Genomic DNA, 13,172 nt, shown 5'->3' with positions numbered 1-13,172 from the left:
CCCGCGACCCGCTCCGACCTGCAACTCAGAAGGGACATCACTCATGCAACTGCCCATCTCGGGAACCCACCACACCGACCCACCGGCCGGGCCAGTTCGGCGCCGCGACGACCGCGGCGACGTGCCGGGCTGGGTCATGGTCACGCTGATGACCGCCATCGTGGTCGCGGCGCTCACGCCGTTCGTCGGTGACGAGCTCCGGGGCCTCCTCGAGCAAGCCTTCTCGATGGTGAGCGGCTAGGACCCACCGGTGAGCCGTCGCAGCCGCGCCGGCGAGCGCGGGGCAGCCGTCGTCGACTTCGTCCTCGTGCTCCTCGTGCTGCTTCCGCTGGTGCTCGGCATCCTCCAGCTCGCACTCGTGCTGCACGTGCGCAACACGCTCGCCTCCGCAGCGTCCGAGGGGGCGCGGCACGCCGCCGTCGCCGGGTCGTCGGCCCCCGCCGGCCACGCCAAGGTGCAGGAGCTCATCGATGGTGCCCTGTCGCCCGGCTTCGACAGGACGGTGACCGTACGACCGGCGGCCGTGGGTGGCGCGCCCGGATACGAGGCGGTGGTGGAGGCGGACGTCGGCCTGCTCGGCCTCGACGGCGGGGCCGGGGTGCACCTGCGGGTCGTCGGTCACGCCGTCGCCGAGGTGGGGGCGGCGCCGTGAGGCGGCGCGGCGAGGCCGGCTCCGCGCTCGTCGAGCTCAGCTGGCTCGCGATCATCCTGCTGGTGCCGCTCATCTGGATCGTCGTGTCGGTGTTCGAGGTGCAGCGCGGGGCCTTCGCGACCAGCGCCGCAGCGCGGGCGGCGGGCCGGGCGTACGCCCTCGCCGCGGACGATGCCACCGGTGAGGCGCGGGCGCAGGCCGCCGCCCGGCAGGTGCTCGCCGACCAGGGCGCTCCCGGTCAGCGCGCGCGGGTGACGGTCTCGTGCGACAGCCCGGCCGGCAGTTGCCACGTCGGCACGGCCGTCATCACCGTGCGCGTCGTCTCGCAGGTGCGGCTGCCGATGTTCCCCTCCATCCTGGGCAGGGGGGCGGCCACCTTCTCGCTCGACGCCAGCCACACGGTGCCGATCGGGCAGTACGTCGAGTCGGTGCCCGAGGACGAGAGGACCGCGCCGTGACGCCGCAGTCCTCCGGCAGCCGCGGCGATCGGGGGCAGGTGACGCTGCTGATCATCGGCTTCGCGAGCATCCTGTTGACGGCGGTCGTGGTGGTCGTCGACGCGTCGGCCGCGTACCTCCAGCGCCAGGGCCTCGACAACCTCGCCGACGGCGCCGCGCTCTACGGCGCCGACCTCGGATCCTCCGGCGTCTACGACGAGGGCCTCGACGGGCAGCGGCTGTCGCAGCAGGAGGCGGCCGTGCGGTCGGCGGTCCAGGACTACCTCGTCCGGGCCGGCGCCGCGAGGTCGTACCCCGGCATCGACGTGGGCGTCCGCGTCGACACCGTCAGCCGCTCGGTCACCGTCCGGCTCGAGGCGCCGCTCGAGCTGCCGCTGCGGATCCCCGGCTCCCCGGGCGACCCGACCGTCGCCGCCACCAGCACGGCCGCCGTGACCGTCCAATCGTCGGCCGGATGACCCGGGCGAACGCCGCCCCACGCGCGGCTGACCGACGGGTGAAGGTCGTCACCGCCGCCCACCTGCCGGGGTGATCGAAGCGCCGTCCGGCGCGCTTCGCCGGTAGCGTCGGACCATGACCGAGACTTGGCCCGGCGCGGCCTACCCCCTGGGCGCGACCTACGACGGAACCGGCACGAACTTCGCCCTCTTCAGCGAGGTCGCCGAACGAGTCGAGCTCTGCCTCATCGACGACGACCCCGAGCACGAGGGCAAGCGTGTCGAGACCCGCGTGGAGCTCACCGAGGTCGACGCGTTCGTCTGGCACGCCTACCTGCCCGGCGTGCAGCCCGGACAGCGCTACGGCTTCCGCGTGCACGGACCGTGGGACCCTTCGCAGGGCCTGCGCTGCAACCCCAACAAGCTGCTGCTCGACCCCTACGCCAAGGCGACGGTCGGCGAGTACGAGTGGGATCCGTCGGTGTTCTCCTACGACTTCGACAACCCCGAGTCGACCAACGACGACGACTCGCTCGACCACGTGATGCTCGGCGTGGTCGTCAACCCGTTCTTCGACTGGGAGGGCGAGGCGCGCCCGCGCACGCCGTACCACGAGACCCTGATCTACGAGGCGCACGTCAAGGGCCTCACCCAGCTGCACCCGGACGTCCCCGAGGACCTCCGCGGCACCTACGCCGGCATCGCTCACCCCGCGGTCGTCGAGCACCTCACCCGCCTCGGCGTCACCGCCATCGAGCTGATGCCGGTGCACCAGTTCGTCCAGGACGACGCGCTGGTGCAGAAGGGCCTGCGCAACTACTGGGGCTACAACACCATCGGCTTCTTCGCCCCGCAGGAGTCGTACGCCTCCGCGCAGGGCCTGGGCCAGCAGGTCCAGGAGTTCAAGGCGATGGTCAAGGCGCTGCACGCCGCGGGCATCGAGGTCATCCTCGACGTGGTCTACAACCACACCGCCGAGGGCAACCACCTCGGGCCCACGCTCAGCATGAAGGGCATCGACAACGCGGCCTACTACCGCCTCGTCGAGGACGACCCGCAGTACTACATGGACTACACCGGCACCGGGAACTCGCTCAACGTGCGCCACCCGCACTCGCTGCAGCTGATCATGGACTCGCTGCGCTACTGGGTGACCGAGATGCACGTCGACGGCTTCCGCTTCGACCTCGCCTCCACGCTGGCGCGCGAGTTCTACGACGTCGACAAGCTCTCGACGTTCTTCGAGCTCGTGCAGCAGGACCCGGTGGTCAGCCAGGTCAAGCTGATCGCCGAGCCGTGGGACGTCGGCCCCGGCGGCTACCAGGTCGGCGGCTTCCCGCCCCAGTGGACCGAGTGGAACGGCGCCTACCGCGACACCGTGCGCGACTTCTGGCGCGGCGAGCCGGCGCTGGGCGAGTTCGCCTCCCGCGTCGCGGGCTCCTCCGACCTCTACGAGAACTCCGGTCGCCGCCCGTTCGCCTCGATCAACTTCGTCACCGCCCACGACGGCTTCACCCTGCGCGACCTCGTGTCCTACAACGAGAAGCACAACGAGGCCAACGGCGAGGACAACAACGACGGCGAGAGCCACAACCGCTCGTGGAACCACGGCGTCGAGGGTCCGACCGACGACCCGCACATCAACGCGCTGCGCTCACGCGAGCAGCGCAACTTCATCACCACGCTGCTGCTCAGCCAGGGCGTGCCGATGCTGCTGCACGGCGACGAGATGGGCCGCACCCAGAACGGCAACAACAACGGCTACGCCCAGGACAACGAGCTCACCTGGATGCACTGGGACCAGGCCGACCACGGGCTCATCGAGTTCACCGCCGCCGTCTCCCGGCTGCGCCGCGAGCACCGCACCTTCCGCCGCCGGCAGTTCTTCACCGGCCAGGCCGACGAGAACGGCCTCGACGACATCGTCTGGCTGCACCCCGAGGGCCGGCCGATGGAGGACGGCGACTGGGAGTCGGGCCAGAAGTCGCTGGGGATGTACCTCAACGGCGAGGCCATCAACACCCGCGACTCCCGCGGCAACCAGATCACCGACGACCACTTCCTGCTGTGGTTCAACGCCGACGGCGCGTGCGAGGTGACCCTGCCGCCGGCGGAGTACGCCGAGGCGTGGGACGTGCTGATCGACACCGGCGGCGTCGCCGACGACCGCGGCCGCTGCGAGGCCGGCACGACGCTGCCGATGGGGGAGCGCACGACGCTGGTGCTGCGCCAGCACGTCGAGGCCGAGCCCGAAGCCGAGGAGATCGACCGGTCCGTCTCCGCATCCCTGAGCACCCCGGCGGGAACAGAGGCGCCGTGACCGACCCCGCGCGCAGGACGCCGCACAGCACGTACCGCTTCCAGGTCAGCTCCGACTTCACGCTCCACGACGTCGCGCGCACGCTGCCGTACGTCCGCGACCTGGGCGTGGACTGGGTCTACCTGTCCCCGATCCTGGCCGCCGAGCCGGGCAGCACGCACGGCTACGACGTGGTCGCCTTCGACCACATCGACGAAGCGCGCGGTGGCGCCGAGGGGCTGGCCGCGGTGTCCGCCGAGGCGCGCCGGCTCGGCCTGGGCGTGCTGGTCGACATCGTGCCCAACCACGTCGGGGTGGCCACGCCGGCGGAGAACCCCTGGTGGTGGGACCTGCTGCAGCACGGGCAGCAGTCCGAGCGCGCCGTCGCCTTCGACGTCGACTGGGAGGCCGGCGGCGGCAAGCTGCGGATCCCGGTCGTCGGGGACGGCGACGAGGGCTCCATCCGCATCGTCGGCGACGAGGTCCACTACCACGACCAGCGCTTCCCGATGGCCCCTGGCACGTCGACGCTCGAGGAGCAGCACTACGAGCTCGTCAACTGGCGCACCGCCGACGACCAGCTCAACTACCGCCGCTTCTTCGCGGTGAACACCCTCGCCGGGGTGCGGGTCGAGGACCCGGACGTCTTCGCCGAGACGCACGCCGAGATCAGGCGGTGGTTCGACGAGGGCCTCGTCGACGGCCTGCGGGTCGACCACCCCGACGGGCTGCGGGACCCCCAGGGCTACCTCGACGACCTCGCCGCCCTCACCGGCGGCGCCTACGTGCTGGTCGAGAAGATCCTCGAGCCGGGGGAGCAGCTGCCCCGCGACTGGGCGACCGCTGGCACGACGGGCTACGACGCGCTCGCCTTCATCGACCGGGTGCTCACCGACCCGGCCGGTGAGGCGCCGCTGACGGCGCTGGAGGACCGGCTGCGCGAGACGCACGTCGACTGGCACCGGATGGTCCACGACAACAAGCGGGCCGTCGCCGACGGCATCCTGCAGTCCGAAGTGCGCCGGATCGCCCGCGAGGTCCTGGCCGTCACCGACGAGGCCCCCGAGGCCGAGGTCAGGGACGCGGTCGCCGAGCTGCTGGCCTGCTTCCCGGTCTACCGCTCCTACCTCCCCGAGGGCCGCGACCACCTCGACCAGGCGTTCGCCGCCGCGCGGGCGGAGCGGCCCGGGCTCGCGGCGACGTACGACGTGCTGGAGCCCGTGCTCGGCGACCCCGAGACGGCGCCGGCCCTGCGCTTCCAGCAGACGTCGGGGATGGTGATGGCCAAGGGCGTGGAGGACTGCTCCTTCTACCGCTGGTCGCGACTGACCTCGCTCAACGAGGTCGGCGGCGACCCGTCGGTCTTCGCCGTCGACGTCGACGACTTCCACGCCGCGATGGCCGAGCGCCAGCGCGACTGGCCCGACGCGATGACCACCCTGTCGACCCACGACACCAAGCGCGGCGAGGACGTCCGCGCCAAGATCACGGTGCTCGCCGAGGAGCCGGGCCACTGGGAGCGCGCGCTGGAGGAGCTGCTGCGGCTCGTCCCGGTGCCCGACCCGGCGTTCGGCTCGCTGCTGTGGCAGGCCGTGCTCGGCGCGTGGACCCCCGACCACCTGCCCGACCTGCCCGACCGGCTCCACGGCTACGCCGAGAAGGCGATGCGCGAGGCCGGGGACCGCACGACGTGGACCGCGCCGGACGAGGACTACGAGTCGGCCGTGCACGCGGCCGTCGACGCGATCTTCGAGTCCGCGGAGGTGCGCCAGGTGCTCGTCGACCTCTCGACCCGCCTCGAGGAGCCGGCGCAGGCCAACGCCCTGGCCGCCAAGCTGCTCGCCCTCACCATCCCCGGCGTGCCCGACGTCTACCAGGGCAGCGAGCTGTGGGAGACGTCGCTGGTCGACCCCGACAACCGCCGCCCGGTCGACTTCGAGCACCGTGCCGCCGTCCTTGCCGGCACCGCCGAGGACGACGCCGCGGCCAAGCTGCACGTCACCTGCTCCGCGCTGACCCTGCGGCGCGAGCGCCCCGAGCTGTTCACCGACTACGCGCCCGTGACCGCCACCGGCCCCGCGGCCGGCCACGTCGTGGCCTACGACCGGGGCGGGGCGATCACCGTCGTCACCCGGCTGCCGGTCGGGCTGGCCGCCGCCGGCGGCTGGGCCGACACCGTGCTCGACCTGCCCGAGGGCCGCTGGCACGACGTGCTGACCGGGCTCGACACCGACGGCCGCCTGGCCGACCTGCTGGCCGTCCACCCGGTCGCCCTACTGGTGAGGAAGGACTGACATGACCACCGGAGCGCTGCGCACCCCCTTCGACGTCTGGGCCCCCCGACCCGAGCGGGTCCGGCTCAGCCTGGCCGGCGAGGTCGTCGAGATGACCCGCGCCGGCGACGGCTGGTGGACGCCGACCGAGCCCGTGCCGACCCCCACGGCCGCCGTCGACTACGGCTACCTGATCGACGACGACCCCGACCCGCGACCCGACCCGCGCTCGCGCCGCCAGCCCGACGGCGTGCACGGGCTCTCGCGGTGGGAGCCGACGGCGTACGAGTGGAGCGACGCGTCGTGGACCGGCCGCCAGCTGGCCGGGTCGGTCGTCTACGAGCTGCACGTCGGCACGTTCACGCCCGAGGGCACCTTCGACGCGGCCGCCGAGCGGCTCGAGCACCTCCTCGACATCGGCGTCGACCTGGTCGAGCTGCTGCCGGTCAACGCGTTCAACGGCACCCACAACTGGGGCTACGACGGCGTCGGCTGGTTCGCGGTGCACGAGGGGTACGGCGGCCCGGACGGCTACCGGCGCTTCGTCGACGCCTGCCACGCCGCGGGCCTCGGCGTGGTGCAGGACGTCGTCTACAACCACCTCGGCCCCTCCGGCAACTACCTCCCGCTCTACGGGCCCTACCTCAAGGACGGGCGCAACACGTGGGGGGACCTGGTCAACCTCGACGGCGAGGGCTCGGCCGAGGTCCGCCGCTACATCCTCGACAACGTGCGCATGTGGTTCGAGGACTACCACGTCGACGCGCTGCGCCTCGACGCCGTGCACGCGCTCAGCGACACCTCCGAGGTGCACCTGCTGGAGGAGATGGCGATCGAGACCGCGGCGTACTCCGCTCACGTGCGGCGGCCGCTGACCCTGATCGCGGAGTCCGACCTCAACGACACGCGGCTCGTCACGCCCCGCGAGGGCGGTGGCTACGGCCTCGACGCCCAGTGGAGCGACGACTTCCACCACGCCGTCCACGTCGCGCTGAGCAAGGAGACGACCGGCTACTACGCCGACTTCGAGCCGCTCGAGGCGCTGGCCAAGGTGTGCGAGCGCGGGTTCTTCCACGACGGCACCTACTCCTCGTTCCGCGAGCGCGACCACGGCCGGCCGGTCGACACCGAGCACATGCCGACGTGGCGCCTCGTCGTCGCCAACCAGAACCACGACCAGGTCGGCAACCGCGCCCGCGGCGACCGGCTCGCCGAGCACCTCGACGACGACCAGCTCGCCTGCGCGGCGCTGCTGACGCTCGCGGGCCCCTTCACGCCGATGCTCTTCCAGGGCGAGGAGTGGGCGGCCTCGAGCCCCTTCGCGTTCTTCACCTCGCACCCCGAGCCCGAGCTCGGCAAGGCGACCGCGGAGGGCCGCATCGCCGAGTTCGAGAAGATGGGCTGGGACCCCGACGACGTGCTGGACCCGCAGGACCCCGACACCTTCCGCCGCTCCAAGCTCGACTGGGACGAGCGGTCGGACGGACGCCACGCCGTCGTGCTCGACTGCTACCGCCGGCTGGCCCGGCTGCGGCGCTCGCTGCCGCAGCTCACCGACCCGGCGTTCGGCTCCGTCTCCTGCACGGTCGAGGGCCGGCTGTTCGCGATGCGACGCGGCGACCTGCTCGTCGTCGTCAACACCGGCGACGACGCCGCGAGCCTCGAGGTGGGGGAGCGCGACGTGCTGTTCGAGACGCCCGCCGGGGTGACGCTGGACGGCGCGACGCTCTCGGTGCCCGCTCACGCGGGATGCCTTCTGGGACCGGTCGCAACTTTCTCGTGACCCGCTGAGTCTCCCTGGTGACCAAGGCCCTCGGGCCACCGAACCTCACCACGGGGACGTCCAGATGACCAGCACCACGATGCCCGCACTGCGCCGGGTCGCCGCCCTCACCACCGCCACCCTGACCACGGCCGCGCTCGCGGCCGGCCCGCTCTCCCTGGCGCCGAGCCATGCCGCTGCGGCGAAGGCCGACGCCTACAAGGTCACCGCCAAGGCCAACCTGAAGGTCGCGATCGGCAAGGAGGACACCATCAAGGTCCGCGGCCGCGTGACGCCGAAGGCGGCCGGCGAGAAGGTGATCCTGCAGCAGCGCGTGGCAGGCAAGCAGAAGTGGAGGGCCACCGGCAGCGCGAAGGTCAAGAGCAGCGGCGCCTACGTGCTCGAGGACGACCCGTCGACGCCGGGGATGCGGGAGTACCGCGTGGTCAAGCCCGCCTCCGACGGCCTGCGGCGAGGCGTGAGCAAGGCCCTGCCCGTGCAGGTGTACGCCTGGCAGAGCCTGGCCTCGCGCCTCAGCGGCGCGAGAGTCAACCTCGACCCGGGCACCGTCATGATCGCCGCGGACAGCTATTCCCTCAGCCTCGCGACGGCCACCTCGGGCACGCCGGCCTCGGTGGAGTACACCTTGGGTCGCAAGTGCACGGACCTGCGCGCGACGTACGCCCTCACCGACGACTCCGCGACCGGCTCGACCGGCCGCGTCACCGTCACCTCCGACGGCACCGTCGTCGACGACCACGCGCTCGCCGTCGGCACCGTCGTCGCCGGGTCGCTCGACGTCACCGGCGTCTTCCGCCTGCGCTTCGACCTGACCACGAGCGCAACACCCGCCGCCACCGCGGCCATCGCCACGCCCGAGGTGCTCTGCACCCGCTGAGGCCAACGGCTCGACAGGCGCGGGCGCGATCGGGGAGCAGGCTGCCCGAAGCGCCCGCGCCGTTACCGCCCTGTTGCTATCGTTACCTCTCCGGTGCCGAGTCGGAGAGGGTTTGTGGATGTACGACGAGCGGGCTCCGAAGACCGGGCCGCGACGCGAGGTCACCAGGCGAACCTTCACCCGGGGGGTCGCCTGGAGCGTTCCCGTCGTCTCGGTCGCTGCGGCCGCTCCCGCCTACGCCGCCAGCTTCGTCCAGAACTACACCACGCCCGGGACGCACACGGTGACGATCCCTGCGGGCTACCGCGTCATCACCTTCGAGGTGGTCGGCGGCGGCGGGGGCGGGAACACCGCGGCGCGCGGCGGCTCCGGCGCGCGGGTGACCGGGACCATCACCCTGCCGAGCAATGCGGCCGGTGTCGCGCTGACCGTGGTCGTCGGCGGCGGAGGCGGTGAGGGCGTCGGCACGGCCACCACGGCGGGCGTCGGTGGCGTCGGCTATGGCCGCGGTGGTGCGGGCGGCAGGGGCTCCGGGCTGGTCGCCGGCGGCGGAGGCGGCGGCAGCGCCGTCCTGCTCGGCGCGACGCCCCTGGTGGTCGCCGGCGGTGGCGGTGGCAAGGGGGGCCTCTCGGCTCCCAACAACCCCTCGTCCTCGAACCCCGGTGCCGGCGGTACGTCGGCCGCAGTGGCGGACCGGGGCGGCGACGCGACGGCCACCTACGCGGCGCTGCTCGGCCAGGTGTCCGTGGCCGCCGGCGGCGGGGGTGGCGCCGCGGGCCTCCCGAGCGCCGCGACGACTCCCGGCGCGGGTGGCACGAGCGGCAGCGGATCCGGCTCCGGGAGTCCCGGCACGGCCGGCGGCGCGAACGGCGCCGGGCTCAACGGCGGTGGCAACGGAGCAGCAGGCGCCTCGCGCGGACCCGTGGGAGCCGGCGGCGGTGGGGGCGGCTACGCCGGAGGCGGGTCGGGAGGCACGCGGAGCGCCACCTTCCTCCTCGTGAACAACATCAGCACGACCGTCGACGCGGGCGGAGCCGGTGGCGCCGGCTCGAGCTTCACCGGGAACGCGGCGCTGTCGGGCGTCGCGGGTCCGAGCGACGGGGCCAACGGCGGCACCGGGTCGGGTACGGCTGCCCGCGGCGGCGACGGCTTCGTGACGCTCCGGTTCTGAGCGCCCCGTCGACTGCCGCGGCCATCGCTTTCGCGCTCGTCGCGCCCGACGCCGTACTGTTGGCTCTTGTGGCAAGCATCGACTACGACGTTGAGATCAAGCAGCTCCAGGCGACCATGAAGACCATCGGTCAGGTCCTCGACCTCGACAAGATGCGCGCCGAGATCGCCGAGCTGGGCGAGCAGGTCGCTGCCCCCGACCTGTGGGACGACCAGGACAACGCCACCCGCGTCACCGGACGGCTCTCCGCCCTCCAGGGTGAGCTCGACCGCTTCACCAACCTGGAGACCCGCGTCGAGGACCTCGCCCTGATGGTGGAGATGGCCCAGGAGGAGGGCGACGCCGACAGCCTCGCCGACTCCGAGGTGGAGCTGGGGCGGATCAAGAAGGCCGTGGAGTCGCTGGAGATCCGCACCCTGCTCTCCGGTGAGTACGACGAGCGCGAGGCCATCGTGACGATCCGCTCCGGCGCCGGAGGCGTGGACGCGGCCGACTTCGCCGAGATGCTGATGCGGATGTACACGCGCTGGGCCGAGCAGCACAAGTACGCCGTGGAGGTCTACGACGTCTCCTACGCCGAGGAGGCCGGCATCAAGTCGGCCGAGTTCGCCATCCACGCGCCCTACGCCTACGGGACCCTGTCGGTCGAGGCCGGCACTCACCGCCTGGTGCGGATCAGCCCCTTCGACAACCAGGGCCGTCGCCAGACCTCCTTCGCCGCGGTCGAGGTCGTCCCGGTCCTCGAGCAGACCGACGAGATCGAGGTCGACGAGAACGAGATCCGCGTCGACGTGTTCCGCTCCGGCGGACCCGGCGGCCAGTCGGTCAACACCACCGACTCCGCCGTGCGGCTCACGCACATCCCCACCGGCATCGTCGTGTCCTGCCAGAACGAGAAGTCCCAGCTGCAGAACAAGGCCTCCGCGATGGTCGTGCTCAAGGCCAAGCTCCTGGCGCAGAAGAAGGCCGAGGAGGCCGCGCTCAAGAAGGACCTCAAGGGCGACGTCGCCGCCAGCTGGGGCGACCAGATGCGCAACTACGTCCTCAACCCCTACCAGATCGTCAAGGACCTGCGGACCGGGCACGAGTCCGGCAACCCGAGCGCGGTCTTCGACGGCGACCTCGACGACTTCATGGAGGCCGGCATCCGCTGGCGCCGTGGGGCCGAGAAGGTCGACGCCTGAGCCGATGGGTCTGTTCAGCCGGCCGGAGGTGATCGGCCCCGGCAGCGGGAACGACGCCGACCGCACTCGCATCGCCGAGCTCGAGCGGCGGGTGGCGCGGCTCGAGGCGCAGCTCGCGCAGCTGTCGCAGCCGTCGTCCGACAGGCCCGTGCCGGCTCCGGCCCCGGAGGGCTGGATGGCCGAGGTGCAGGCGCTGCACAGCGCCGGCAAGACGATCCACGCCATCAAGCTCTACCGCGAGCGCACCGGCGCCGGGCTCAAGGCGGCCAAGGACGCCGTCGAGGCGCTGCCGCGTTAGCGGCGTGCGTTTCCGGTCAGCCCCCACCCCTCACGTAGCCTCGACGCCGTGATTCGCTTCGAGAAGGTGACCAAGGCCTATCCCGGCCACCCGCACCCCGCCCTCGACAACATCTCCGTCGACGTGGAGAAGGGGGAGTTCGTCTTCCTGGTCGGGTCGTCGGGCTCGGGCAAGTCCACCTTCCTGCGGCTCGTGCTGCGCGAGTACCGACCCACCGCCGGCCGGGTCTACGTCGCCGGCAAGGAGATCAACCGGCTGGCCAGCTGGAAGGTCCCGCGGCTGCGTCGTGACATCGGCACCGTGTTCCAGGACTTCCGCCTGCTGCCCAACAAGACGGTGACCGAGAACGTCGCCTTCGCGCTGCAGGTGATCGGCAAGTCGCGCAAGGAGATCAAGGACGTCGTCCCCGAGACGCTCGAGCTGGTCGGCCTGAGCGGCAAGGGCGACCGGATGCCCGACGAGCTGTCCGGCGGCGAGCAGCAGCGCGTCGCCGTGGCCCGCGCGTTCGTGAACCGGCCGATGATCCTCATCGCCGACGAGCCGACCGGCAACCTCGACCCGACCACGTCGGTCGGCATCATGAAGCTCCTCGACCGTATCAACCGCACCGGTACGACGGTCGTCATGGCCACGCACGACTCCGGCATCGTCGACCAGATGCGCAAGCGCGTCATCGAGCTCGAGAACGGCCACGTCGTACGCGACCAGGCGCAGGGCGTCTACGGCCACCAGAACTGACCGCTCAGCCCGAGCCCACCTGATCCCTCCACCTGATCCCTCCACTGATCTCACACGGATCGAGAGCCTCCCCTCCATGCAGCTTCGCTACGTCTCCTCCGAGCTCGGCCAGGGCCTGCGCCGCAACCTGTCCATGCACCTCGCGGTCGTGCTCACCCTGTTCGTCTCGCTGACGCTCGTCGGCATCGGTGTGCTGTTCAACCAGCAGGCCACCAAGGCCGCCGCCCACTGGGGCGACCAGCTGCAGATCACCGTGTACCTGTGCCGCGTCAACGACAGCAGCGCGGTGTGCCCCAACGCCGTCACGGACGCGCAGAAGACCGAGATCTCGCAGGTGGTCGAGGACAACCCCGAGGTCGCCGACTTCCACTTCGAGTCCAGCGAGCAGGCCCTCGACAAGGCGCGCGAGCTCTACGGCGACGAGCTGTTCTCCGGTGAGAACCCCGCGATCACCGCCGAGGACATGCCGCAGACCATCTGGATCACCCTGCGCGATCCCGAGCAGTACGAGGGCATCACCAGCGCCGTGCAGGGGCTCGACGGCGTCTCGCGGGTCCGCGACATGCGCGACGAGGTGGCGCCGATCCTCGAGTCGATCAACATGCTGCAGTGGGTCGCGCTGGGCACGGCGGCCTTCCTCGTCTTCGCCGCGCTGCTGCTCGTGGCCAACACGATCCGGCTGGCCGCGTTCGCCCGCCGCAAGGAGATCGGCATCATGCGGCTGGTGGGCGCCTCGACGCTCTACATCGCGCTGCCCTTCCTCCTCGAGGCGCTGGTCACCGCGCTCATCGGCGTGGCGCTGGCCGGCGGGGCGCTGTGGGGCTTCATGTACTTCGGCATCGACGAGATCTCGCAGAACCGGCTCAAGTTCGTCCCCTGGATCGGCTGGGACGAGTTCTGGCTCGCCGCCGGGGCGGTCGCGATCCTCGGTCCGCTGCTGACGCTGCTCCCGACACTCGTGCTGACGCGCAAATACCTCAAAGTCTGAGCCGCGGACGTTAG

The 13,172-nt window shown here is 71.8% G+C and carries 13 protein-coding genes; all 13 read left to right on the top strand.

The window, feature by feature from the left end; genetic code table 11:
• The first annotated feature begins 43 nt into the window (after positions 1-43).
• The 13 genes from J3P41_RS03850 to ftsX all read left to right on the top strand — a co-directional run bounded on the left by J3P41_RS03850 (position 44) and on the right by ftsX (position 13,158).
• Positions 44-241 (top strand): hypothetical protein, encoded by a 198-nt coding sequence (locus J3P41_RS03850; protein WP_210648897.1) that lies wholly within the window; start codon positions 44-46, stop codon positions 239-241.
• A 9-nt stretch (positions 242-250) separates the two neighbouring features.
• The gene (locus tag J3P41_RS03845) at positions 251-652 is read left to right on the top strand and encodes a TadE/TadG family type IV pilus assembly protein (protein WP_210648896.1); all 402 of its coding nucleotides are present in this window, start codon (positions 251-253) and stop codon (positions 650-652) included.
• On the top strand, positions 649-1,110 hold the full coding sequence (locus J3P41_RS03840; protein ID WP_210648895.1) for a hypothetical protein: 462 nt from the start codon (positions 649-651) through the stop codon (positions 1,108-1,110). Before J3P41_RS03845 ends, J3P41_RS03840 begins: the two co-directional genes overlap by 4 nt.
• The gene (locus J3P41_RS03835) at positions 1,107-1,568 is read left to right on the top strand and encodes a pilus assembly protein TadG-related protein (protein ID WP_210648894.1); all 462 of its coding nucleotides are present in this window, start codon (positions 1,107-1,109) and stop codon (positions 1,566-1,568) included. Before J3P41_RS03840 ends, J3P41_RS03835 begins: the two co-directional genes overlap by 4 nt.
• 115 nt (positions 1,569-1,683) lie before the next feature.
• Entirely contained in the window at positions 1,684-3,867 is a 2,184-nt protein-coding gene (gene glgX / locus J3P41_RS03830) for a glycogen debranching protein GlgX (RefSeq protein WP_210648893.1), read from the top strand.
• Positions 3,864-6,140: a malto-oligosyltrehalose synthase gene (treY, locus tag J3P41_RS03825; RefSeq protein ID WP_210648892.1), complete on the top strand. Its 2,277-nt coding sequence runs from the start codon at positions 3,864-3,866 to the stop codon at positions 6,138-6,140. The genes glgX and treY overlap by 4 nt, the downstream gene beginning before the upstream one ends.
• Before the next feature lies 1 nt (position 6,141).
• Positions 6,142-7,902 (top strand): malto-oligosyltrehalose trehalohydrolase, encoded by a 1,761-nt coding sequence (gene treZ / locus J3P41_RS03820; RefSeq protein ID WP_210648891.1) that lies wholly within the window; start codon positions 6,142-6,144, stop codon positions 7,900-7,902.
• A 64-nt stretch (positions 7,903-7,966) separates the two neighbouring features.
• Positions 7,967-8,779 (top strand): hypothetical protein, encoded by an 813-nt coding sequence (locus J3P41_RS03815; protein WP_210648890.1) that lies wholly within the window; start codon positions 7,967-7,969, stop codon positions 8,777-8,779.
• A 118-nt stretch (positions 8,780-8,897) separates the two neighbouring features.
• Positions 8,898-9,950: a hypothetical protein gene (locus tag J3P41_RS03810; RefSeq protein WP_210648889.1), complete on the top strand. Its 1,053-nt coding sequence runs from the start codon at positions 8,898-8,900 to the stop codon at positions 9,948-9,950.
• A 68-nt stretch (positions 9,951-10,018) separates the two neighbouring features.
• The gene (gene prfB / locus J3P41_RS03805) at positions 10,019-11,134 is read left to right on the top strand and encodes a peptide chain release factor 2 (RefSeq protein ID WP_210648888.1); all 1,116 of its coding nucleotides are present in this window, start codon (positions 10,019-10,021) and stop codon (positions 11,132-11,134) included.
• Positions 11,135-11,138: 4 nt separating this feature from the next.
• Positions 11,139-11,432 (top strand): hypothetical protein, encoded by a 294-nt coding sequence (locus J3P41_RS03800; RefSeq protein WP_210648887.1) that lies wholly within the window; start codon positions 11,139-11,141, stop codon positions 11,430-11,432.
• A 48-nt stretch (positions 11,433-11,480) separates the two neighbouring features.
• Complete coding sequence (gene ftsE / locus J3P41_RS03795) at positions 11,481-12,170, top strand: cell division ATP-binding protein FtsE (RefSeq protein WP_210648886.1); 690 nt, start codon at positions 11,481-11,483, stop codon at positions 12,168-12,170.
• Positions 12,171-12,246: 76 nt separating this feature from the next.
• The gene (gene ftsX, locus J3P41_RS03790) at positions 12,247-13,158 is read left to right on the top strand and encodes a permease-like cell division protein FtsX (protein WP_210648885.1); all 912 of its coding nucleotides are present in this window, start codon (positions 12,247-12,249) and stop codon (positions 13,156-13,158) included.
• The last annotated feature ends 14 nt before the right edge of the window (positions 13,159-13,172 follow it).

Origin of the sequence: Nocardioides sp. SYSU D00065, assembly GCF_017916425.1 — a bacterium.
Taxonomy (GTDB): domain Bacteria; phylum Actinomycetota; class Actinomycetes; order Propionibacteriales; family Nocardioidaceae; genus Nocardioides.
Note: the sequence above shows the minus strand (reverse complement) of the source record. Positions and strands in the feature narration are given on the sequence as shown.

Excerpts from the sequence above, each read along its gene's own strand:
- J3P41_RS03850 (WP_210648897.1), top strand. The coding sequence starts at position 44 with ATGCAACTGCCCATCTCGGGAACCCACCACACCGACCCACCGGCCGGG.
- glgX (WP_210648893.1), top strand. The coding sequence starts at position 1,684 with ATGACCGAGACTTGGCCCGGCGCGGCCTACCCCCTGGGCGCGACCTAC.
- treZ (WP_210648891.1), top strand. The coding sequence starts at position 6,142 with ATGACCACCGGAGCGCTGCGCACCCCCTTCGACGTCTGGGCCCCCCGA.
- J3P41_RS03815 (WP_210648890.1), top strand. The coding sequence starts at position 7,967 with ATGACCAGCACCACGATGCCCGCACTGCGCCGGGTCGCCGCCCTCACC.
- J3P41_RS03810 (WP_210648889.1), top strand. The coding sequence starts at position 8,898 with ATGTACGACGAGCGGGCTCCGAAGACCGGGCCGCGACGCGAGGTCACC.
- J3P41_RS03800 (WP_210648887.1), top strand. The coding sequence starts at position 11,139 with ATGGGTCTGTTCAGCCGGCCGGAGGTGATCGGCCCCGGCAGCGGGAAC.
- ftsX (WP_210648885.1), top strand. The coding sequence starts at position 12,247 with ATGCAGCTTCGCTACGTCTCCTCCGAGCTCGGCCAGGGCCTGCGCCGC.